Here is a 22,372-nt window from a genome sequence, read left to right on the forward strand (position 1 = left end):
TGTGGAAGAGGCGGTCAGGGGGTGACAGGACGCGCGATGATCTTCTGTCCGTCGATCGTCACGGCGCCGGTCTCCGGGTCGATCGCCGGTGCCGCCGAAGGTGTGCCGTCGCGCTCGACGACACCGACCTGCTTGCCGCCCGGCAGCACGATCCAGCCGCCGTCGACCTTCGCGCCGCGCACGGTGGCCGTCGCCCGGTACAGGCCGGAGGGCTTGATCGCCCGGTCGGCCGTGAAGCCGTAGCGCTGCCCGCCGACGTAGGCGGTGCCGCGGATCCGCTTGCCGTGGAGGGCTCCGTTCAGCTCGTCGCCGTTGCCGCCCGTGAGCTTCATGGTGCCGTCGTCCTCGACGTCACCCTTCAGCCAGGACTCCTTGTCGTGCCCGTCGCAGAAGTACGCGATCGCCTTGCCGCCCCGCAGGGAGATCGCGACCGCCGAGGAGTTGTCGTCGGTGCGGCCCGCGTAGTCGGCGTTGGGCACGGAAACGCGGGACGGCGAGGGGCTGGGCGAACCGCTCGGTGAGGTGCCGGGTGACGGCGAGGATGAGGCCGGTGACGTGCCGGCCGACACCGAGACGCCCGGCGACGCCTGCCGGTACGGGTTCGAAGCGCCCTTCGTCCCCGTCATCGCGTTGAGCGACAACATGAACACGCCGAGCACAAGCCCCGCGAGAAGGGTGAGAAGGGGTCCTGGACGCTTCATTCGGGCCTCCCCCGAGGCGAGTCTCCTGCCATGAGAGCGGACTCGCGCGCCCGCGTCCAGAGGCGCACGGGCGCGTTCCCGCCACAAGTAGCGGAATAGGGCGATTCGGGTGACATCGGCGGAGTCCGAGGCCGGGCGGTCACCTCCGCCCGGCCGCACGCACGAAAGGCGGGACCACGGCGGGTCAGGTGCCTCCCCGGAGGAGCCGACATCCTGGCCCACCTGGATCCGGCTCAAGCAGCGGTCCGTCGGCATCCGGCGGCCGTGGATCCGGGGCGGCGGCACGGGCCGTCGGCCGGATCCGGTGCGTGGCCCCGTCTCGTCAGGCGGGCGCCGCGCACCCGCGCGCGGGGGCCTGACTACGCTGGTGTGACACGACGTGTACACAGATCAGCGAGGAGCATCACCGTGGCGGTACGAGCGGTCCGGGGCGCCGTCCAACTGGAACGGGACGAGGCCGTCCACATGGACGAGCAGGTCAGCGAGCTGCTCACCGCCATCCTGGAGCGCAACGCGCTCACCACGGACAACCTGATCAGCATCTGGTTCACGGCGACGCCCGATCTGCACAGCGACTTCCCGGCGGCGGCGGCGCGCAAGCTCGGCATCGTCGACGTCCCGTTGATCTGCGCGCAGGAACTGGACATCGAGGGTGCGATGCCCCGGGTCGTCCGTGTTCTCGCCCACATAGAGTCCGACCGGCCGCGCGCCGACGTCGTGCACGTCTACCTCGGCGCCGCGGGCGCGCTCCGCAAGGACATCGCCCAGTGAGGACCGCGCTCGTCATCGGAACCGGGCTGATCGGCACGTCCGCGGCCCTCGCGCTCGCCGCGCGCGGTGTCGTCGTCCACCTCGCCGACCACGACCCGGAGCAGGCCCGTACGGCCGCCGCGCTGGGCGCCGGCACGGACGAGGCCCCCGGGGGACCGGTCGACCTCGCGATCGTCGCCGCACCGCCCGCGCACGTCGCCGCGACCCTCGCGGACGCCATGCGGCGCGGTCTCGCCCGTGGCTACCTGGACGTCGCCAGCGTCAAGGGAGGTCCCCGCCGCGAGCTGGAGGCGCTCGGCCTCGACCTCACCCCGTACATCGGCTCGCACCCCATGTCGGGCCGTGAGAAGTCCGGCCCGCTGGCCGCGAGCGGCGACCTCTTCGAGGGGCGGCCCTGGGTGCTCACGCCGACCCGGGACACGGACACCGAGGTCCTGAACCTCGCCCTGGAACTGGTGTCGCACTGCCGTGCGGTGCCCGTCGTCATGGACGCGGACGCCCACGACCGCGCGGTGGCGCTCGTCTCGCACATGCCGCACCTGGTGTCCAGCATGGTCGCCGCGCGCCTGGAGCACGCGGAGGAGACGGCGGTACGGCTCTGCGGGCAGGGCATCCGCGATGTGACCCGGATCGCGGCCTCCGACCCGCGGATGTGGATCGACATCCTCTCCGCGAACCCGGGCCCGGTCGCCGACCTCCTCTCGGACGTCTCCGCCGACCTCGACGAGACGGTCCAGGCGCTGCGCGCCCTGCAGTCCTCCGACGAGGCCAAGCGCCGCGAGGGCGCCACCGGCATCGAGGACGTCCTGCGCCGCGGGAACGCGGGCCAGGTCCGCGTCCCCGGCAAGCACGGCTCCGCGCCGCGCGCCTACGAGGTCGTGGCCGTCCTCATCGACGACCAGCCCGGTCAGCTCGCCCGCATCTTCGCCGACGCGGGGATGGCCGGGGTCAACATCGAGGACGTACGCATCGAACACGCGACCGGTCAGCAGGCCGGTCTGGTCCAGCTCATGGTGGAACCGAAGGCGGTGCCGGTGCTCGGCGCGGCCCTGCGGGAGCGGGGCTGGGCGCTGCGCCAGTAGGCGCGACGGCGCAGGGCGTGCGGACCGTAGTCTCCGCCGGACTCACCGCCGTGAGCCTCGCGCCGAGCACGCCCCAGGGCCGGGGCCGGCCCGGGACCGCCTCGCGGCAGCCGAGGGCCGCCTGCCCGGCAGCCGAGGTCCGGCTTGGACCGCCTGCCCGGCGGTCGAGGCCCTGGCCCTGGTCCGCCTCGCGGCGGGTCGCGGGGTCGGCTCGGGGACGGCCGTCGACGGTGCCGAGGGCCGGAGGAGGCGCGGCCGTGCGAAGGGCGGGAGGCGCCCTGGCCTCCGGTGGTGCCGGCGCGGCGGCGGCGATCGGCGCGGCGCCGGGCGTGCCCCGGCGGGGCTCCGTGAGCGGCCCCGGGGCGGGCCAGTAATACGGGGTCCGTGGAGCCAGTAACCTTGTGCGGGGCGCGATCGCGTCCCGCAGAGACCTCCGCCCCGCACCAGGAAGGTGTTCCCACCGTGGACAACGGCGCCGCCCGTACCGCTCCGGCTGTGATTGTCGCCATCGACGGCCCCTCCGGCACGGGCAAGTCGAGCACCTCGAAGGCCGTGGCCGCGAAGCTCGGTCTGAGCTACCTGGACACGGGGGCGCAGTACCGCGCCATCACATGGTGGATGGTCAGCAACGGCGTCGACATCACGGACTCCTCCGCGATCGCCGCCGTGGCCGAGAAGCCGGAGATCATCTCCGGTACGGACCCGGCCGAGCCGACCATCACGGTCGACGGGACCGACGTCGCGGGCCCGATCCGCACGCAGGAGGTCACCTCCAAGGTGAGCGCGGTCAGCGCCGTGCCCGAGGTGCGTGCCCGGATCACCGAGCTGCAGCGCACCCTCGCCGGGTCCGCGCCGGCCGGCATAGTCGTCGAGGGCCGGGACATCGGCACCACCGTGCTGCCCGATGCCGACCTGAAGATCTTCCTCACCGCCTCCCCGGAGGCGCGTGCCTCCCGCCGCAGCGCCGAGCTCAAGGGCGCGGACATCGACGCGACCCGCGAGGCGCTGATCAAGCGGGACGCGGCCGACTCCAGCCGTAAGACCTCCCCCCTCGCCAAGGCGGACGACGCGGTCGAGGTGGACACCTCCGACCTCACGCTCCAGCAGGTCATCGAGTGCGTCGTCACCCTCGTCGAGGAGAAGCGGGCCGCCAAGTGACCGCACCCTCCGCGAGACGCGCCGACGTCGGGCGCCGGATCGGCGTCGGCCTGATGTACGGGCTGTGGAAGCCGCGCGTGCTCGGCGCCTGGAAGGTCCCCGCGACCGGCCCGGCGATCCTGGCCGTGAACCACTCGCACAACATCGACGGGCCGATGGTCATGGGCGTCGCGCCCAGGCCCACGCACTTCCTGATCAAGAAGGAAGCGTTCATCGGCCCGCTCGACCCGTTCCTGCTGGGCATCGGCCAGCTCAAGGTGGACCGCGAGATCGCGGACCGCACGGCCATCACCGACGCCCTCGGCGTCCTGGCGTCCGGCGGCGTCCTCGGGATCTTCCCGGAGGGCACCCGGGGCGAGGGCGACTTCGCCTCGCTGCGGGCCGGGCTCGCGTACTTCGCGGTGCGCAGCGGCGCCCCGATCGTCCCGGTGGCGGTGCTGGGAAGCTCCGAGCGGACCAGCCGGCTGACCAAGGCGCTGCCCCCGCTGCGCAGCAGGGTCGACGTCGTCTTCGGCGACCCTTTCGAAGCGGGCGACGGCAGCGGCCGACGCACGCGCCAGGCGCTGGACGAGGCCACCGGCCGCATCCAGAAACAGCTCAGCGCACACCTGGACCACGCCAGGCGTCTGACCGGACGCCCGGAAAACGCCGGGCGCCCCCTCGGGCGTTAGGCGACACTTAGTAGTGGATCACCCGGTTTACGGGTGATCCACCGATCACCACGAATGAACGACGAGGTACGGACTTCATGAACGACCACATCCAGCCCGACGGCTCGGCGGAACACGAGCACGGGGCGCTTGGCGATGCCGAGTACGCGGAGTTCATGGAGCTCGCCGCGGAAGAGGGCTTCGACCTGGAGGACGTCGAGGGCGCGATCGGTGAGGCGGGCCACGGCCCGCTGCCCGTCCTCGCCGTCGTCGGCCGCCCGAACGTCGGCAAGTCGACCCTGGTGAACCGCATCATCGGCCGCCGCGAGGCCGTCGTCGAGGACAAGCCCGGCGTCACCCGCGACCGTGTCACCTACGAGGCCGAGTGGGCGGGCCGCCGCTTCAAGCTCGTCGACACCGGCGGCTGGGAGCAGGACGTCCTCGGCATCGACGCGTCCGTCGCCGCCCAGGCCGAGTACGCGATCGAGGCCGCCGACGCCGTCGTCTTCGTCGTCGACGCCAAGGTCGGCGCGACCGACACCGACGAGGCGGTCGTACGCCTTCTCCGCAAGGCCGGCAAGCCCGTCGTCCTGTGCGCCAACAAGGTCGACGGCATGAGCGGCGAGTCCGACGCCTCGTACCTCTGGGCCCTCGGTCTCGGCGAGCCGCACCCGGTCTCCGCGCTGCACGGCCGCGGCACCGGCGACATGCTCGACGCCGTCCTGGAGGCGCTGCCCGAGGCCCCGGCGCAGACCTTCGGCACCGCGGTGGGCGGCCCCCGCCGCATCGCCCTCATCGGCCGCCCGAACGTCGGCAAGTCCTCCCTGCTGAACAAGGTGGCAAACGAGGACCGCGTGGTCGTCAACGAGGTCGCGGGCACCACCCGTGACCCGGTCGACGAGCTCATCGAACTCGGCGGCATCACCTGGAAGTTCGTCGACACGGCGGGCATCCGCAAGCGCGTCCACCTGCAGCAGGGCGCGGACTACTACGCCTCGCTGCGCACCGCCGCCGCCGTCGAGAAGGCCGAGGTCGCGGTCATCCTGATCGACGCGTCGGAGACCATCTCCGTGCAGGACCAGCGCATCGTCACCATGGCCGTCGACGCGGGCCGCGCCATCGTCCTCGCCTTCAACAAGTGGGACACGCTCGACGAGGAGCGCCGCTACTACCTGGAGCGGGAGATCGAGACCGAGCTCGCCCAGGTGGCCTGGGCGCCCCGGGTGAACGTCTCGGCCCGTACCGGCCGCCACATGGAGAAGCTCGTCCCGGCGATCGAGACGGCCCTGGACGGCTGGGAGACCCGCGTCCCGACCGGCCGCCTGAACGCCTTCCTCGGCGAGCTGGTCGCCGCCCACCCGCACCCGGTCCGCGGCGGCAAGCAGCCCCGCATCCTGTTCGGTACGCAGGCGGGCACCAAGCCGCCGCGGTTCGTGCTGTTCGCCTCCGGCTTCATCGAGCACGGCTACCGGCGCTTCATCGAGCGCCGGCTGCGCGAGGAGTTCGGCTTCACCGGCACGCCGATCCACATCTCGGTGCGGGTGCGCGAGAAGCGCGGCGCCAACAAGAAGAAGTAGCGCCCACGGGTGATGCGTGAGGGGCGGCTCCCTGGGGGAGCCGCCCCTCACGCATCACCGCTCAAGGGCCTTGCCGCTTCAAAGACCCCTGCGCGGTGCGGGCGGCAGTGCGGCCGGGATGTGGTGCATCGCGGTGCCGTGCTGGCGTGCGCCCGGCTGCCAGACGGCCGTCGCCGTCGAGGTGGGTCCGTGCTGCGCGGTGATCTGCCGCGCGGTGTGCGCGCCCGCGCTGTACGAGCTGTACGCGCCCGACGAGCTGAACGAGTTCGATCCGCGCCCGAGACTCCCGAAAGCCCGGAAAACCAGATCTTCCTCGCCGTGCCGGTCGCCCGGCAGGGTCCTGAAGGATCTGATCCACTCCGCGTAGAGCGCGTCGTAGATCGGCGTGGCCGATGAACCGCCCTGATGAGGGTCCTGCACCGGTCGCGACGCCGGCACCTCTCTGCTCGAACGGAGGGGGGAGCCCGAGGGAGGGACCGGCTGGAAGGGCCGGTGGCCGGGGACGTCGTAGGTGTGCACGTACGTGCCAACGACCTCGCCGCCCAACAGATGCGGCCGGCACGGTCATTTCGCGGGCCGTCCGGAGTGAGCGGCGCACGCGGGGGCGCGAGGGTGCGGTTCCCCGCGCGGGGAACCGCACAAGGAGCCCTCCACGGCCGGCACCGGCCGCACACCCTCGCTCCTGCCCGCCGAACGCCCGCCGAACGCCCGCACGGCGCCCGCCTTCGGCTCCCGGCCCCCGCCGAATCCCGGAGTGGCGTCCATGCCCTGGGTTCCCGGTGTGTCCCGTCGAACGCCGGTGCGTCGCCCCGCTTTCAGTTCCCCGATGGACACCGGTGGACCCCGGCGGATGCCGGAGCGGCGGCGTGTCCTCGGTTCACCGGCGAACGCCGGGGGCGATGACCGCGCCCCCGGCTTCCCGGCGGACCCCGCCGAGCCTTCGCACGGCGCCGTGCGGGCGGTTCCCGGCGGACCCCGCCGTGCCGTGCGGTGCCGTCACGTGCCGGCGAGCGGCATCGCGGCCGCGACCAGTTTGCCGTTGGCCGCCGCCTTGTCGAGCGCGTCGCGCAGCAGGTCCTCCCGGGGCTGGCGGCCGATCGAGCCGACCGGCGCCGCGAACAGGAGCACCTGCTGGTGCTTGTTGGCGGCGGCGCGCCAGCTCTCGGTGACCTGGAGCGCATGGTGGGCCTGCCACCAGGCGACGGGCGAGCCGCCGCCGGTGCCGGGCTGGAGCACGGCGTGGAGCTGGCCCATGGCGAGCAGTACGGACCAGCCGTGCAGGACCGGCGGCACCGAGTTCAGCTCGGTCGCGGGCATGAAGCCCTGCTCGATCAGCAGGGGCAGGAAGTCGTCGCCGATGTCGGTCGAGCCGGGCCGCACGATCGGCCCGGTGGGCTCGACGACGAGCGCCGGGTGCAACTCGCCGTTGATCAGCACGAGTCCGCTGGTGACACCGAGAACGGCCTGCTCGGGTCCGATGTCGGCGGGCGCGCCGTCGGGGTGGATCGAGCGGACGGCGCCCTGGAGTTGTTCCTCGGTGACCTGCACGACCTGTGAGGGCAGGCAGGTGGCGTGGGCGAAGGCGAGGACGGCGGTCTCGTCGCCGATGAACAGGACGGTGCTGGTGCGCTCCTGTTCCGAGTCGCCCGGGGTGCGGCACGACGTGCAGTCGTAACTGCCGGGGGCGTTCTCTCCGGCGAGCAGCCGGTCGGCTTCTTCGTCGCCGATCTCGGCGCGTACGTCGTCGCTGACGTCGAGCATGCGCGGCACGGTGGCTCCTCGGGATGCGGTGCGTGGCGGTGCCGGGTGGCTCCCGGCCCATGAGTCGGGGGTTCCCGGCTCATGAAGATGTCAACGGGTGATCTGTGGCCGGAGTCACGCTCGGGAGCGAACGGAATCGAACCATCCGACGCCCAGGGTGAAGACACCCCCGGAATTGGTTACTCCGAGTCAACTTTCAGGAGTCGTAGGGAAGTTGATGAGGTGAAGTGAGTCACAGCTCGCACGAGGCGCAGGTCGACAAATCAGGAAATCACCCAATGAAGTGGGTGGCCGAAAATCGATGATACCTGCGGTAACGGCTAACTGGCCTCGAATGACAAAGAGTTGGTTGATATCGGGGCGCCCAGGTCCATAGGTTCCTGCGCTGTGTGCAACGAGCACCGCTCGGGTACGTCCGCCGGCCGATCCGCACCGGATCACAGCACGGCCGTCGGCGGACGGGTCGGAGCGCGACGGTCGCGTCCTACACGCAGGCCATCGCGTCCCGTCCTGGGGGACCCCGGGTGTTTCGAGAGGGAACTACATGTCCGCATGTGCCGACAGCACTCACGAGAACAGTCACAAGGTTCGTACGGCGAACAGGACACGTACGACGGCGGTCCTCGCCGGGGCGGCACTGCTCGCCCCGCTCGGACTGCTCGCCGCGACCGGTGACGCCGCCGCGGCCGACAGTGGAGTGTGGGACCGCATCGCCCAGTGCGAGAGCGGCGGCAACTGGCACATCAACACCGGCAACGGCTACTACGGGGGGCTCCAGTTCTCCGCCGGAACCTGGCGCGCCTACGGCGGCACGGCGTACGCGCCGACCGCCGACCAGGCTTCCAGGAGCGGGCAGATAGCCGTCGCGAGCAGGGTCCAGAGCGCACAGGGATGGGGTGCCTGGCCCACCTGCTCGGCGCGTGCCGGGGCCTACGGAAGCGCGCCCGGCTCCTCGGGGACCGGGTCGGCCGCGGGATCGGCGACCACCAACTCGGAGCCGAAGTCCGCGCCCACGTCCAAGTCCGCCCCGCCGAAGCGGGCACCGGCGAAGGCGCCGGCCCGTCCGTCGGGCCACACCAACCGCGGCTCGTCCCGCGGCGACTACACCGTCCGCGAAGGCGACACCCTGAGTGCCATCGCCGCGCGGCACGGGACCACCTGGCGGAAGATCTACGCCGCCAACAAGACCGTCATCGGCGGTGATCCCGACCTGATCGTGCCCGGGCAGCGGCTCGACATCTGAGCAACGCTCCCCCCTCGTCCCGGGCCCGGGGCCCCGCCCGGTCGTCCGACCGGGTGGGGCCCCGGGCCTGCCGGGCGCGGCTGGGCGGGTGAGCGGGACGGCCTGCTTAGCGTGGCCCGATGTCCTTCATGCCGACCAGGCGGACCCCGCCGACCACATGGACCGCGTCCGGGCGATCGAGCGGACGTGCGCGGTACGCGGCCGTGGTCGCCGCCGTGCTTGTCGCTCTCGTGCCCCAGAACGCGCGAGCCGTACCGCCGCCCCCGCTTCCCGGCCCCGGGGCGGCCCGGGTCGGCTACGACTGCGCGGACGACGAGTGGCCCTGGACCTGCCTCGCCGACTGCGAGAGCGGTGGGCACTGGCACGCGAACACCGGGAACGGCTTCTACGGGGGGCTTCAGTTCTTCCAGTCCACCTGGGTCGCGTTCGGGGGGCTCGGCTACGCTCCCCGCGCCGATCTCGCCACGCGCGCCGAACAGATCAAGGTCGCCGAGAAGGTGCTGTCCGTCCAGGGATGGGGCGCCTGGCCCGACTGTTCCAGGGCGTACGGACTGCAGGGCCCGTTCCATGTCGTGAAGGCCGGCGAGACGCTCGCGTCCATCGCCCGCAAGTACGGGGTCAAAGGCGGCTGGCAGACGCTCTACAACGTCAACAAGAAGAAGATCGGCAGCACTCCGGACCGGCTGGCCAAGGGCATCCGGCTCGTCATCCCGAAGGCCGCGGGCGCCGCCCGGACCGCGGCCCCCGCCCTGTTCGGCCCGCCCCTGAGCCCTGCGGCCCGCCGTTCCGCGCCGCCGCTTCGGCCGCCTCTCCGCTGAACACGATCGCGCCACGGCGCAGTTCATGCACGTACGTCGTCCGGCCCGCCCGCTCGCGCAGTCCCGGCGGCAGTCGCTGCTCGGCGACCACCACGCACGCGTCGAGAGCGCCGAGCAACGCGTACGTCCGGGCCGCGACCGCCGGCGACATGCCCTGCGCGGGCTCGTCGACGAGCACCACGCGCGCGCGGGGCGACAGGGCGCGGGACAGGGCGAGCATGCGCTGTTCGCCGCCGGAGAGGGTGCCCGCGCGGCGGGGCAGGAGCGGCGCGAGCTGCGGGTAGGCGTCCAGGGCGGCCGCGAGGTCGGCGGCGGCGAGCTCCAGGTTCTCGCGGACGGTCAGGGAGGCGAACACGGCCCGGCGTTCCGGGACGAGGCACAGCCCGCGCCGGGCCCGCTCGAACGCGGGCAGGCGCGTCACGTCGGCGCCGTCCCAGACGACGGCACCGGCGGACAGCGGCACGGTCCCGGCGAGGGCGCGCAGCGCGGTCGTACGGCCGGAGCCGTTGCGGCCCAGCAGGACGGTGAGGCCGGGGCCCGGGGCTACCAGGGTCACGCCGTGCAGGGCCTCCAGGGGGCCGTAGCGCACGCGCGCGCCGCGCAGGGCGATGCTCATCCGCCCGTCCTCGTGTCCAGGACCCGGTCGGCGGGCCCCGAGGTGACGATCCGTCCGGCCGCCATGACGTGGACGGTGTGGGCCAGGTCGGCGACCAGATCGAGATCGTGCTCGACGACCAGGAGGGCCATGCCGTCCGCGGCCAGCGCCCGCAGCACCCGGGCCAGCGCGGTCACCTCGCCGGTGTCGAGGCCGGCCGCGGGTTCGTCGAGCAGCAGCACCCGGGGGCTCCCGGCGAGCGCCCGGGCCAGTTCGACGCGCCGGAGCGTCCCGGTCGGCAGGCCCGCCGCGGGCAGCGACCGCACCGGCCCGTCGAGCCCGAGCAGCCGCAGGGCCCGCTCCACCGCCCCCGGATCGGCGATCCGCCCCTGCTCGGCGCCGACCCGCACGTTCTCGGCCACGGTCAGCGACGGGAAGACCGCCAACTGCTGGAAGGTCCGCGCGATTCCCAGCCGTGTCCGCGCGTGTGCCGCCAGACGGGTGATGTCCCGCCCTCCGAACAGCACCTGCCCGCCCGAGGGACGCAGCGTCCCGGCGAGACAGTGGAAGAGGGTGCTCTTCCCGGCCCCGTTGGGCCCCACGACCGCGGTGACCCGGCCCGGCGGGATGTCGAGGAAGACCCCGTCGAGAGCGGTGAACCCGCCGTAGGCGACGTGCAGCCGACGGGCGGTCAGAGAGGGCGGCGGAGCCGGGGCGGGGCACGGGGCGCCGTCCGCCGCCGGCCTCGTCGTGCCGGGTCGGCGTGGAGACCCGGCCGCCACGGGGGGAGCGGGGAGCTCGGCACGCGCGGGGCGGTCCGGAGGCCCGGCCGGTACCGCGGGAGGAGGACCGGCGTCCGGCGCCGCGGACGCCGGTCCCGGGCGGGACGGGCGGGACCGAAGGGCCGTTCGGGACGGGCGTCTCGGTCGCGGACGCCGGCCGGGGGGTGACCGCCGTGCCGGGTGCGCGCCGTCCACCGGGCGCCCTGGGTCCGGTGGACTCCCCGGCCGCTGGGCGTCCTCGCCCGGGCGGGGCGACGTGGGCGAAGCGGGGGAGTCGGGGTGCGGTCGTCCGGCGGCCCCCGGCTCACTCCGGCCCCCGCCGGCCACCGCCACGGCCCGCGTGGCGGCCCGTGGCCCGCGTGTCCCGGGCCGCCCCTCGCCCGACGGGCGCAGATGCCGGCGGACCCGCGCGCCCAGGGGTGTCAGGGTCGCCCGGCGGTGCGGCCGAAGCCGGGACGCCGCCGCGCGCAGGGCCGGGTACGGGCCCTCGGGGAAGCGGCCGACGAGGACGGCGAGCAGACCGATGAGGGCGGCCGCCACCCCGCCGCGGGCCCCCGCGTCGAGCCCGACCAGCAGAGCCGCCGCGACGAGCGCCCCGAGGACGCTGTCGGCCCCGAGCACCACGACCGCCGCGAACCAGAGCAGACCGCGCACGGGGTCGTACGCGGTCGCGTCGAAGGCGCGCAGGCCCATGCCGAGCATGCCGCCGCCCAGCGCGGCCAGCGCGGCCCCCGCGGCGAACGCGGTCAGTTTCAGGGCCGGGACGCGGACGCCCGCCGCCGACGCGCCCGCCTCGTGGTCCCGCAGGGCGGCCAGGGCACGGCCCGTCCGGCCCCGGCGCAGCGTGTGCGCGGCGAGCAGCGCGACGGCCAGCAGGACGAGTTCGAGGACGTAGTACGCGCGGTCGCCGCCGAACCCCGCCGGGCGGTCCAGGGACAGACCGGCCACCGCGTACGGCTGCGCGAAGACGAACCGGCTGACGCCCACGCCCACCGCGAAGGTGGCCACGGCGAGCGCCAGGCCGTGCCGTTTGATGGCAGGCCACCCGGTCAGCACGCCGAGCGGGGCCACCAGGAGCACGGCCACCGCCAGCGCGGCAAGACCGGGCAGCCTTGGCAGACCCGGGAAGCGGCCCGCGGCCAGCAGCGCCGTGAAGAGGGCGCCCAGACCAGCGTACGCGGCCTGCCCCAGCGAGATCTGGCCGCCGCGGCCGGTGACCACGACGAGGGACAGCAGGACGACACCGAGCGCGGGCACCTGCACGGAGGTGTGCAGGTCCGAGCCCGCGAAGCCGAGCGGCAGCAGGAACAGCACGACGGCCACGGCCCGGGCCGCGGGCGGTGTCGGCACGCGGACCGTCGCCGCGCGCGGGAGCGCGTCACGGGTGCCGATGCCGGGCAGCACGAGCGCGGCGACGAGCAGCGCGACCACGAAGAGGTTGGCGCCGACGGCCTGCAGCAGCGGTTCCGCCCAGCCGGTGGGGTGCAGCCGGGTGAGCTGGCTCTGGGCGACCCCGATGCCGAGGGCGACCACGACGGCGACCGGGAGACTGCGCATCCGGGCCGCCACGGCGACCGCCATCACCTCCATGACGAGCAGCGGCAGGCCGTACGGGTCGAGCCGTACGTAGGGCGCGAGGAGCACGCCTGTCAGGCCCGCCGTGAACGAGCCGAAGGCCCAGCCCGCCGCGGCCACCCGGTCCGCGTCGATACCGCCGAGCACCGCGAGCGGGCGGTCGTCGACGACGGCCCGCAGTTCGGTGCCGAAGCGGGTCCAGCGCGTCACCGCGCCGACGCCCACGGCCAGCGCGACCGCCACCCCCAGCTGTCCCCACGGATCCGCCGACACCAGCGTCGGCGCGTCGGCCCGCGCCCCGGTGCCCCATACCAGCGCCGCCCCGCCGACCAGCAGTACGAAGACCCCGATGGACGCGACCAGGTTCTGCGCGGGGTCGCCGCCGAGGAGGGCCAGCGGCCGGAAGACGAAGCGCTCCAGAGCCATGCCGATGGCCGGGGCGACCACCAGCAGGGTCACCGAGGCGCCGAGCGCGAGCGGCCAGCCCCACTCGACCGTGAACTGGCGCAGCAGGTACGCGCACACCATCGCGATCGCGCCGTGCGCGAAGTTGAGCACACCGGTGGCGCGGTAGGTGACGATCAGTCCGATCCCGGTGAGCGCGGCGGCACTGCCGACCGAGAGACCGGCCAGGGTGAGGTCGTACGTTAGCGAGGACATCAGTGGTCCGGGTCGGCGGCCGGACGCTCGGGGGCTGACGAGCGGTCGGGAGCGTCCGGGTGGCCGGGAGCGTCCGGGAGGTCGAGGGTGGACGGGCGTTCGGCGAGGGGCGGCCCACCCGAGGCGGGCGAGGGCAGCTCGCCTGCGGAGGGGTCGTCGTCCGCGTCCGGTTCGCAGATCGGACACGGCCCCAGGTCCCCGCTCGCCAGGACACGCGAGTCGACGGGTACGGCCTCCGGCTTCCCGGCGACCAGGGGACAGTCCGCCCGGTGGTACAGGGTGCCGCCGGGCACCATGAGGAGCTCGCCGCTGACGGCCACGGGCGCGGCCGCCGCCGGTCCGGAATCCTCGGCGTCGTCGGGCGCGGCGGCCACCAGCAGCCCGTACAGCTCCTCGACGCGGGACGCCGCCAGCGCGTTCCTGCCGTGCGTGAGCAGCACCGCGCCGGCGATGATCAGCGCGGCACCGGGCACCGTGCAGGAGGCGAGGTAAGGAAGCTGACGTTCCGCGTAGCGCTCGCCGGAGATGCCGTACCAGCCGATGACGCACAGCACCGCCCCCGCGGCGAGGGCGGCCCAGCCGGCCCACAGGACGGGGTGCGCGGTCCGCAGTCGAGCTGTCCGCATCCGGACTCCCACACGTCGTGTATCTGTCCATGTCAGCCAATGGCTTGCACTATGCCCTCTGGAAGCTGACCCTGAAAGCACCGGGCGCACATGGCCCGGACCGACACCCGGTGGTGAGCCAGATGGTTCTCGGGAGCGACCTCAGGCGGGGCAGTGTCCGGGGAGCGGCGGTGACGGCGGTCCTCGTCCTCGCCGCGGCTCTCACGGCGTGCAGCGACAGCAGCGGCGGCGCGAGCTCGGCTCCGCCGACACCCCCGGTGGAGACGTCCACCGGCGCGCAGCCCAGCCCCACGGCTCCGGCCGATCCGGCGGCGGCGCAGAAGGAGATCAAGCAGAACTGGGAGAAGTTCTTCGACCCGGCCGTCTCCACGAAGGAGAAGCAGGCGGTCCTGGAGAACGGCGACCAGATGGCGCAGGTGCTGCAGGGCTTCAACGGCGACCAGCGCGGTCAGCAGGTGAAGGCGACGGTCGAGAAGATCGAGTTCACCTCACCCACCGGGGCGGACGTGACCTACTCCCTGACCCTGAAGGGCGCCACCGCCCTGCCGAACGCCTCCGGGACGGCCGTCGAGCAGAACGGCACCTGGAAGGTCTCCGTCAACACGCTCTGCGCGCTGGTCCAGCTCAGCGGCAACGCGTCGTCGAGCGCTGCCCCGGGCTGCTGAGCAGCGGTGCGGCGCACAGCGCCCGGCGCCGCCGTCGCGGGCCTGCTGCTCCTGCTCGGCACGGCCTGCGGCAGCCGGCTGCCCGAGAGCGACTTCGAGAACCGCGCCACGCCCGCACCGCGGGAAGCCACCGCGCCGATCCGCGTCGGGGTGATCAGCAGCGCCACCAGCCCCGTGGGCGGTTCCGCCTTCACCGGACCGCGTGACGGCGCGCAGGCCTACTTCGACCGGCTCAACGCCCGGGGCGGCATCGGCGGGCGGCGGGTCGAGGTGCGGCTGTGCGACGACGGCGGCAGCGGCGTCGGCAACAACACGTGTGTGCACCGGCTGGTCGACGAGGACAAGGTCGTCGCCCTCGTCGCCACCACCGCACTCGACTACGCGGGCGCCTCCCAGGTGTCCCACGCGCGCGTGCCCGACATCGGCGGCCAGCCCATCGGTCCCGCCTACGACACCTATCCGCACCTCTACGGGATCTACGGCAGCCTCGCGCCGCGCGACGGCACGCCCGGCTGGGACGGCACGCTGTACGGCGGTACCGAGGTCTACCGCTACTTCAAGCGCGTTCAGGGCGCCCGTACGGCCGCCGTCGTCTCCTACAACCAGTCCGCGTCCGCCGCCTACGCCCGGCTGGTCACCCAGGGGCTCAAGGCCGAGGGCTACCGGGTCGTCGGCGAACAGGTCGACTTCGCGCTGCCCGACTTCCGCGCCGTCGCGGCCGACCTGAAGGACCAGGGCGCCGATCTCGTCTTCGACGCCCTCGACACCCACGGCAACGCCCAGCTCTGCAAGGCCATGGACGACATCGGCGCGCACGTCCTCGCCAAGGTCACCAACGTCCAGAACTGGACGTCCACCGTGCCCGAGGACTACAAGGACGCGCCGCGCTGCCGCAACGCGCTGTGGGCCACGGGGTCGAGCCGCAACTACGAGGACGTCGGCGACGCGGCCGTACGGGAGTTCCGTGACGCGACCAGCGGACTGGCGACGCATTCCCAGTGGCAGCTGGAGGGGTGGGCGGCGGCACGGTGGTTCACGGACGCGGCGAGGTCCTGCGCCCCGGCGGACGTCACGCGCGCGTGCGTCGACGCGTTCATGAACCGGGGGAAGCCCTACACCGCGGGCGGGCTGCTGATCCCCGTCACCTACGAGCGTTCGGCCGAGCCGCCGAAGACGCGCCGGACGTGTCTCTCGGTGGCCCGCTGGCGCGACGGCAAGGGCTGGGTCTCCCAGGGGGACATGAACACGAACTGCTTCGACGTGCCGCAGATCCCCTACCGCCCGTGACGAGCGCCGTCGTCCCTGGAGCCGGCGCCCCGACTCGGCACCCCAGGTCGGCGCCCCCGGCTCGGCGCCCCCGGCTCGGCGCCCCCGACTCCGCTCCTCGAACGCTGCTCCTCGAACGCCGCGGGGGCTGAATGCTCCCGCTCCCTTGCGGACAGTCGCTGTCCGCAAGGGCTGGCAGACTCGGCGCCATGTTGGAGACATCCGCACGACTGCTGCGCCTGCTCTCACTGCTGCAGGCCCACCGCGAATGGTCGGGCGCGGACCTCGCCGGGCGGCTGGGCGTCACCCCGCGCACGGTCCGCCGTGATGTGGACCGGCTGCGCGAGCTGGGCTATCCCGTCAACGCCAGTCCGGGTACGGGCGGCGGCTACCAGCTCGGCGCGGGGGCCGAGCTGCCGCCGCTGCTGCTGGACGACGACGAGGCGGTCGCGGTGGCCGTCGGGCTGCGCACGGCGGCCGGCCAGGGGATCGAGGGCATCGGCGAGTCCTCCGTACGCGCCCTCGCCAAGCTGGAGCAGGTCCTGCCGAGCCGGCTGCGACGCCGGGTCGGTGCCCTGAACGCCTTCACCGTGCCGATGCTGCGCGGTCCGCAGTCCTCGGCGGTCGACCCCACCGTTCTCACCGAGCTGGCCAACGCCTGCCGCGACAGCGAGCGGCTGCGTTTCGAGTACCGGGACCACGCGGGCTCCTCGACGCGCCGCACCGTCGAGCCGTACCGCCTGGTGTGCACCGAGCACCGCTGGTACCTGGTCGCCTGGGACGTCGACCGCGACGACTGGCGGACCTTCCGGGCCGACCGCGTCACGCCCCGGCCGCCGCACGGACCGCACTTCGCACCCCGTACGCCACCGGCCGAGAATCTGGCCGACTACGTCTCCCGGGGCGTCTCGACCCGCGCCTACGCCACCAACGCCGTCGTCCGGCTGCTGGTGCCGCTGGAGGAGGCCGCCGCGCGGATCTCGCCCTCGGCCGGGACCCTGGAGGCCTCGGGGAAGGACAGCTGCGTTCTGCGCACCGGGGCGGCGAGCCTCGACGGCATGGTCATTCACGTGATGCTGATGGGATTCGAGTTCGAGATCATCGAGCCCGCCGAACTCGTCGACGCGATCAGGACGGCCCGGGACCGGTTGTCGCGCGCCCTGGAGAGGCCGGGTCCGGAGGGGGCGTCGATCACGGCCGACCCGCGGTAGGGGCCACCCCGGGTACCGGCGGAGCCGGTGCGGGGGTTCTGTGCTCGAAGCGTGTATTTCTTATGCGGCGTCAGCTTCCGCGGCGCGTGGCGGAATCGGAGCGGACCGGAATGGAAATGCGTCGCCGAACGCGCGCCGACACCCCGATCCCACAATCCGCGGGGCTATTCGAGATTTTCGGGCGACGCCTCCGAATTACGTTCGAAGGTGCGCGGAAGGCGTAGGGGCCCCTCGAACGGGTGACGCAGTTCCGCGAAACACGTGTCGTGATCCTGTGACAGAAGCGTGACCGGCGGGGGACAGGTGACGCTTGGTCGCCGATCGGCCTTCCACCGCCGGGGCGCGCCGCCTAACGTGGCGGTCATGACACCCATTCCCCCCTCTCACACAGAGCCGCAGGACAGTCCGGAGAGCTATGTCGGACTGGAGGTGAGCAGTGCCGAGGAGCGCGCGCGGGAGCACGGCTGGTCGTCGGTGCGCTCGCTGCCGCCCGGCGCGATCATCACCATGGAGTACCTGGTGGGGCGGCTGAACTTCGAGGTCACGGACGGTACGGTCACGCGCTGCTGGAAGGGCTGAGCGACGGCCTCGGTGCGGAGTCCGCCCGCTCCGGCGCCGGAGCGGGCGGATCGGCGGTGAGCGCCGCGACAGGATGTGCGAAGGCCCCCGGCTCGTCGAGCCGGGGGCCATCGCGGTGCGGGGCGAGGTTGTGCGTACCGGCCCCGCGGTCTTCAGCCGCCGGTCAGAGGCCGGGCGGAGGCGGCCGTGGCCGCGCGCGCCGGACGGTCCGGGTGCGGCGGGCGGCGGCTGCCCGCCGGGGTCACCGGGGTGCGCTCCGAGCGGGCGGTGTGGGGGCCCGGCGCCAGGTGGACGGGGGCTCTGGGCGGACGGGACGTGACGGGCTCTCGGGCCGGCGCGTCGCCGTCCACGACGGGCCGCGGGGACATGACCGGGGCGCCGACCGGCGAGGGCGCGGGTGCGGGCGTGGGTGCCGTACGGCCGCGACGGGAGCGCCACAGGTCGCGCAGCGAGAAGATCCCGGCCTCGGAGCGGGCGATCAGCGGCTCGCACCAGGGCAGCGCGAGCAGGATCAGCAGGCCGGCGGCCCAGCCCAGCAGGACATCGCTCAGCCAGTGCGTACCCAGGTACACGGTCGTGAGGCCGACGCCGAGCGAGGTGACGGCGGACAGCGCGGAGAGCCAGCGTCGGGCTCTCGGGGTCGACGCCAGATAGGCCAGGATTCCCCAGGTCACGACGGCGTTGGCGGTGTGGCCGGAAGGAAATATATCGCCGCCCAGGCCCATTTCGTTCGAGCCGATGGTGATGGCGTAGTGCGGGCCGAGGCGGCCCATGCCGAGCTTCGCGGCGCCGACCGTGATGTTGAGCAGCAGCAGGGACGCGCCCAGGGTGAGCAGTGGGCGCAGTGTGTGCTGCCGCCAGGAGCGCCAGCCCAGCCACGAGGCGACCATCACGGCGGTGGGGCCGCGCTGGCCGAGCACCACGTAGTAGTCCAGGAACGCGTGGATCCCCGGCCATTGCTGGTAGGGCCGGAAGAACATGACCTGCCAGTCGAACCGGACCAGCCACGACGTGATCGCCACGGCCCACACGATCGCCAGGTAGAAGGCCAGGGTCGCCGTGAAGAGGACAACCCTGTGCCGACTCATCTTCGGCACATCGATGTGGGCCGGTCGTTCCGGCTCACGGTCCAGCCGGGCGAAGACCCGGTCCAGACGGGTGAGGTTTCGTTCGGTACGCACTCAATCGACGTTACAGCGAGTGAGCTGCGTTCCAGGCTGATTCACTCGGTTTGTGATGACGATGTGATGTGGGATTCCTCTCAGGATCATGTTCATTTCCAATGAATCTCTAATCTCCGGCGCACGGAGCCTTCAATTCCTTTGATCCCTGGAGGTCTTCAATTTTATGGCACTTTTATATTCGTTCACCGAATGATGGGGTGGAATTCTCGGGCCGCTCACCGGTTCTGAGGGGGTGCGGCCGGGCCGGTCACGGCGGTCCCGAGCCGTTCAGCCAGAAGGCCCCGTAGACCGCCGAGGCCACCGAGACGCCTCCGAGGAGCAGCGCCGACCTGGAGGTACGCAGCCGTGCCAGGGCCACCGCGAGCGGGAACAGGAGGGGGAAGGCGGGCAGCAGCAGGCGTGGTTTCGAGCCGAAGTAGCTCGACGCGCACAGGGCGAGCGCGAGGACGATCCCCGCGTAGACCAGGAGTGCCGGCGGCTGTTTCTGGCGTACACATGTCACGTAGAGCCAGAGCACCAGCGCGACGCCGGCGATCAGCCCGGCACCGGCCAGGGCCGACGGGAACGAGGTGAGCTTTTCGGCCACGAAGCGGCCGAAGGCGTAACCGCCGTCGAAGCCGTTGCGCCAGCCGGCCTGGACGTCGAGATAGCCGAGCGGGCCCTTGCCCGTGCGGTGACCCACCCACAGCACGTACCCGGCGGCGCCGAGCGGCGCGATGATCATGGCGAGGGCGCGCCGCCACCCGCGTGCGCCGTCCGTCAGGGTTGTGCTTCCGCCGTGCCGGCGTTCTCCCACGAACGAGGTAATCGCCGCCACCCACAGGGCCGCGACCACCGCGACCCCCACCGGCCGCGTGAGCCCGGCGAACGCGGCGAGCAGGCCCGCGGTCAGCCAGCGGCCGGTCAGCACCGCGTACAGCGACCACGCGGCGAGCGCCGTGAACAGTGACTCGCTGTACGCCATCGACTGCACGATGCCGACCGGCAGGGCAGCCCACACCAGCGCCGCGCACACTCCGGCCCGGCGGCCGTGCACATGGTCGGCGACCGCGAAGATCCCCCAGGCCGCGGCGAGCGAGGCCACCGCGCTGACCAGCAGGCCCGCGTCCGGGTAGGACAGCGGGGTCACCGCCGAACCCAGCCGCTCCAGCCACGGCAGCAGCGGGAAGAACGCGAGGTTCGCGTGCACGTCACCGTTCGGGAGGCGGACCTCGTAGCCGTAGCCGAGCTCGGCGACCCGGGTGTACCAGAGCGAGTCCCAGCGCTGCGCCAGCAGCCGGTGGGCGCTCTTGCCGTTCGCCGCGCTCCACACGGCGAGGGTGACGAGGCCCAGGGCGCGGACGGCCGCGTACCCGAGGAGGGCGGGTGCGGCGCGGCGCAGGGCACCCGCGCGGAGCGGTGTCGCGGCGGGAGTCTCGGGATCGGTCACGGGCTCGATTATCGGCGGGACCCGGAACCGTCGAGTCGCGCGGGGCGTTACGAGCAGCAGAGAGCGTGGTGTACACCACACTCCTGGCCAGGCGAACGTGAGAGGTCCGCCACGTGTCCTCGGCGAGAACTCGCGTACGCTGACGGCTCACTCGCCTTTGTTGCGTGGGCCCGGGACTCCGCTCTCCGGGCCGCAACCCCAGGGAGTCCCCACCCTGCGGATCCGCAGAACGCGAGGGAACCTCTGGAGGTACGTACATGTCCGGGACGACCACGGCCGCTGCGCGATGCCGTCGGGAAGCCGGGGTCGGTGCCAACCGCTGGGTCGTCCTCGTCGTTCTGTGCGTCAGCCTGCTGCTGGTCGCCCTCGACGCCACCGTGCTCCATGTCGCGGTCCCCGCCGTCACCGAGGACCTGAAGCCCGGCGCGATAGAACTGCTCTGGATCGTCGACGTCTATCCGCTCGTCTGCGCCGCGCTCCTCATCCTCTTCGGCACGCTCGGTGACCGCGTCGGCCGCCGGCGTGTCCTCCTCCTCGGTTACGCCCTCTTCGGCGTCGCCTCGGGCATCGCGGCCTTCTCCGGGAGCGCACAGCTCCTGATAGGCGCCCGCGCCCTGCTCGGCGTCGGCGGCGCGATGATCATGCCGGCCACGCTCTCGATCCTGCGCCAGGTCTTCCCCGACCGGCGCGAGCGGGCGTTCGCGATCGGCATCTGGAGCGCGGTCGCCGCCGTCGGCGCGGCGGTCGGACCGCTGCTCGGCGGCTTCCTCCTCGAACACTTCTGGTGGGGATCGGTCTTCCTCGTCAACATCCCGCTGATGATCGTCAGTCTGCCGATCGGACGGCTGCTGCTGCCCGAGTCCCGCGGTGACCGCGACGGTCCCTGGGACGTGGTCGGGGCGCTGATGGCCGCCGCCGGTCTGTTCGGACTCGTCCTCGGCGTGAAGCGCCTCGGCGCCGGCGAGGCCCCCTTCAGCCCCTTCACCCTGGCGCCGCTGCTCCTCGGCGGGGTGCTGATGGCCGTCTTCGTACGGCGGCAGCGGCGGCGCGCGCATCCGCTGGTGGACCTGCGCATGTTCGCGCGTCCGGCCTTCAGCACGTCGGTGGGCTGCATCGTCCTCGCCATGCTCGCCCTGGTGGGGCTCGAACTGATCGCCGCGCAGTACTTGCAGCTCGTGCTCGGCCTGTCACCCCTGCAGACCGGGCTGCGGCTGCTGCCCCTCACCGTCGCGGCGATGGCCGCGGGGCTCGCGGGGGCGAAACTGCTGCGGCGGTTCGGGCCGCGCTCGATGGTCTGCTTCGGGTTCTGTCTCACCGCGGCCGCCGTGGTCACGCTCACCGCGATGGGCGGCAACGACAACACCGGGCTGCTGCTCCTCGGCTTCGTCCTGCTCGGCTTCGGTCTGGAGACCACGCTCTTCGGGGCCTACGAGTCCATGCTGAGCGAGGCCCCGCAGGCGCAGTCGGGCGGCGCCGCGGCGATAGGCGAGACCTCGTACCAACTGGGCGCGGGCATAGGGATCGCGCTGCTGGGCAGTGTGATGAACGCGGCGTACGCGCCGGGACTGTCGTCCGTCCCCGGCGTCGGGGCGGCCGATTCGGCGGCGGCGGGACACTCGCTCGGCGAGGCGTACCAGGTCGCCGACCGGCTCGGGGGCACGACCGGGGGCGCCCTGCGGCAGGCCGCCCGGGACTCCTTCGTGCACGGACTGCATGTGACGCTGCTGGTGAGCGCGGGACTGTTGCTGCTGGGCGCCGCGATGGCGCTGCGGCTGCCGCGGGTCATGGACTGCGGTGCACCCGCGGCGAGCTCCGCCGCGGACGCGGACTCCGTCCGGGCCGAGACCGGCTTCGCGGCGGACTCCACCGCGGACTCCGCCCCGGGGCCGGCCGCGATCCCGGCCTCCAGGGACATCGCCGGGACCCGCGTCTCCGCTTAGGGGTTCCTGGCCTCGTGCCGTTCCCCGTGGGTGCCCCGCCCGCCTGGGCGTCAGGTGCCCCGCTCGCCTCGGCCGGTGTGCTGTGCGGAAGGGGCCTGG

19 protein-coding genes and 1 pseudogene are annotated in these 22,372 nt (G+C 73.1%); 12 read left to right on the forward strand and 8 right to left on the reverse strand.

Features of this window, described 5'->3' with window-relative positions; translation table 11 throughout:
- Window positions 1–14: 14 nt before the first annotated feature.
- Window positions 15–701, reverse strand: coding sequence for a hypothetical protein (locus ACIQRL_RS21150; RefSeq protein ID WP_401333482.1), 687 nt, complete (start codon window positions 699–701; stop codon window positions 15–17).
- Between the two features lie 408 nt (window positions 702–1,109).
- Between ACIQRL_RS21150 and aroH the strand changes: the two genes are divergently transcribed.
- The 5 genes from aroH to der all read left to right on the forward strand — a co-directional run bounded on the left by aroH (window position 1,110) and on the right by der (window position 5,939).
- Complete coding sequence (aroH, locus tag ACIQRL_RS21155; RefSeq protein ID WP_401333485.1) at window positions 1,110–1,472, forward strand: chorismate mutase; 363 nt, start codon at window positions 1,110–1,112, stop codon at window positions 1,470–1,472.
- Window positions 1,469–2,554, forward strand: coding sequence for a prephenate dehydrogenase (locus tag ACIQRL_RS21160; protein ID WP_401333488.1), 1,086 nt, complete (start codon window positions 1,469–1,471; stop codon window positions 2,552–2,554). The genes aroH and ACIQRL_RS21160 overlap by 4 nt, the downstream gene beginning before the upstream one ends.
- Window positions 2,555–3,016: 462 nt before the next feature.
- A complete protein-coding gene (cmk, locus tag ACIQRL_RS21165; RefSeq protein WP_401333491.1) occupies window positions 3,017–3,712 on the forward strand; it encodes a (d)CMP kinase in 696 nt (231 codons plus the stop codon).
- Window positions 3,670–4,383: a lysophospholipid acyltransferase family protein gene (locus ACIQRL_RS21170; protein ID WP_401333494.1), complete on the forward strand. Its 714-nt coding sequence runs from the start codon at window positions 3,670–3,672 to the stop codon at window positions 4,381–4,383. The genes cmk and ACIQRL_RS21170 overlap by 43 nt, the downstream gene beginning before the upstream one ends.
- A 77-nt stretch (window positions 4,384–4,460) precedes the next feature.
- Window positions 4,461–5,939 (forward strand): ribosome biogenesis GTPase Der, encoded by a 1,479-nt coding sequence (gene der, locus ACIQRL_RS21175; RefSeq protein ID WP_401333496.1) that lies wholly within the window; start codon window positions 4,461–4,463, stop codon window positions 5,937–5,939.
- A 78-nt stretch (window positions 5,940–6,017) separates the two neighbouring features.
- Here the strand turns inward: der and ACIQRL_RS21180 are convergent, their stop codons facing one another.
- Together ACIQRL_RS21180 and ACIQRL_RS21185 are read right to left on the reverse strand one after the other, a co-directional pair.
- Window positions 6,018–6,359: a hypothetical protein gene (locus ACIQRL_RS21180; RefSeq protein WP_401333498.1), complete on the reverse strand. Its 342-nt coding sequence runs from the start codon at window positions 6,357–6,359 to the stop codon at window positions 6,018–6,020.
- A gap of 576 nt (window positions 6,360–6,935) precedes the next feature.
- Window positions 6,936–7,709, reverse strand: a complete 774-nt coding sequence (locus ACIQRL_RS21185) for a hypothetical protein (protein ID WP_401333501.1) — start codon at window positions 7,707–7,709, stop codon at window positions 6,936–6,938.
- A gap of 535 nt (window positions 7,710–8,244) precedes the next feature.
- Here ACIQRL_RS21185 and ACIQRL_RS21190 point away from each other — a divergent pair.
- Together ACIQRL_RS21190 and ACIQRL_RS21195 are read left to right on the forward strand one after the other, a co-directional pair.
- Window positions 8,245–8,943: a transglycosylase family protein gene (locus ACIQRL_RS21190; protein ID WP_401333504.1), complete on the forward strand. Its 699-nt coding sequence runs from the start codon at window positions 8,245–8,247 to the stop codon at window positions 8,941–8,943.
- Window positions 8,944–9,062: 119 nt separating this feature from the next.
- Window positions 9,063–9,761, forward strand: a complete 699-nt coding sequence (locus ACIQRL_RS21195; protein ID WP_401333507.1) for a transglycosylase family protein — start codon at window positions 9,063–9,065, stop codon at window positions 9,759–9,761.
- Here the strand turns inward: ACIQRL_RS21195 and ACIQRL_RS21200 are convergent.
- From ACIQRL_RS21200 to ACIQRL_RS21210, 3 genes and pseudogenes are all read right to left on the reverse strand, one after another.
- Window positions 9,649–10,377 (reverse strand): ATP-binding cassette domain-containing protein, encoded by a 729-nt coding sequence (locus tag ACIQRL_RS21200; RefSeq protein WP_401333510.1) that lies wholly within the window; start codon window positions 10,375–10,377, stop codon window positions 9,649–9,651. The two genes, ACIQRL_RS21195 and ACIQRL_RS21200, sit on opposite strands and share 113 nt — an antisense overlap.
- On the reverse strand, window positions 10,374–13,373 hold the full coding sequence (locus ACIQRL_RS21205) for an ATP-binding cassette domain-containing protein (protein ID WP_401333512.1): 3,000 nt from the start codon (window positions 13,371–13,373) through the stop codon (window positions 10,374–10,376). Before ACIQRL_RS21205 ends, ACIQRL_RS21200 begins: the two co-directional genes overlap by 4 nt.
- Window positions 13,374–13,525: 152 nt before the next feature.
- A pseudogene (locus ACIQRL_RS21210) lies at window positions 13,526–13,999 on the reverse strand (hypothetical protein); the annotation flags it as partial.
- A 122-nt stretch (window positions 14,000–14,121) separates the two neighbouring features.
- Between ACIQRL_RS21210 and ACIQRL_RS21215 the strand changes: the two are divergent.
- The 4 genes from ACIQRL_RS21215 (at window position 14,122) to ACIQRL_RS21230 (ending at window position 17,720) form a co-directional block, all read left to right on the forward strand.
- Window positions 14,122–14,664, forward strand: a complete 543-nt coding sequence (locus ACIQRL_RS21215; RefSeq protein ID WP_401333515.1) for a hypothetical protein — start codon at window positions 14,122–14,124, stop codon at window positions 14,662–14,664.
- A gap of 6 nt (window positions 14,665–14,670) precedes the next feature.
- The gene (locus tag ACIQRL_RS21220) at window positions 14,671–15,951 is read left to right on the forward strand and encodes an ABC transporter substrate-binding protein (RefSeq protein WP_401333517.1); all 1,281 of its coding nucleotides are present in this window, start codon (window positions 14,671–14,673) and stop codon (window positions 15,949–15,951) included.
- A gap of 188 nt (window positions 15,952–16,139) precedes the next feature.
- A complete protein-coding gene (locus ACIQRL_RS21225; RefSeq protein ID WP_401333520.1) occupies window positions 16,140–17,141 on the forward strand; it encodes a helix-turn-helix transcriptional regulator in 1,002 nt (333 codons plus the stop codon).
- A gap of 363 nt (window positions 17,142–17,504) precedes the next feature.
- On the forward strand, window positions 17,505–17,720 hold the full coding sequence (locus tag ACIQRL_RS21230) for an I78 family peptidase inhibitor (RefSeq protein ID WP_401333523.1): 216 nt from the start codon (window positions 17,505–17,507) through the stop codon (window positions 17,718–17,720).
- 152 nt (window positions 17,721–17,872) lie between these two features.
- Here the strand turns inward: ACIQRL_RS21230 and ACIQRL_RS21235 are convergent, their stop codons facing one another.
- Window positions 17,873–18,901 carry a phosphatase PAP2 family protein gene (locus ACIQRL_RS21235; RefSeq protein ID WP_401333526.1) on the reverse strand — a complete coding sequence of 343 codons (1,029 nt, stop codon included), beginning with the start codon at window positions 18,899–18,901 and terminating at the stop codon, window positions 17,873–17,875.
- A gap of 250 nt (window positions 18,902–19,151) precedes the next feature.
- The gene (locus ACIQRL_RS21240) at window positions 19,152–20,333 is read right to left on the reverse strand and encodes a glycosyltransferase family 39 protein (protein ID WP_401333529.1); all 1,182 of its coding nucleotides are present in this window, start codon (window positions 20,331–20,333) and stop codon (window positions 19,152–19,154) included.
- 257 nt (window positions 20,334–20,590) lie between these two features.
- Here ACIQRL_RS21240 and ACIQRL_RS21245 point away from each other — a divergent pair, with 257 nt between their 5' ends.
- A complete protein-coding gene (locus ACIQRL_RS21245) occupies window positions 20,591–22,273 on the forward strand; it encodes an MFS transporter (RefSeq protein WP_401333532.1) in 1,683 nt (560 codons plus the stop codon).
- The last annotated feature ends 99 nt before the right edge of the window (window positions 22,274–22,372 follow it).

The organism is Streptomyces sp. NPDC091209 (genome assembly GCF_044757755.1).
GTDB lineage: Bacteria > Actinomycetota > Actinomycetes > Streptomycetales > Streptomycetaceae > Streptomyces.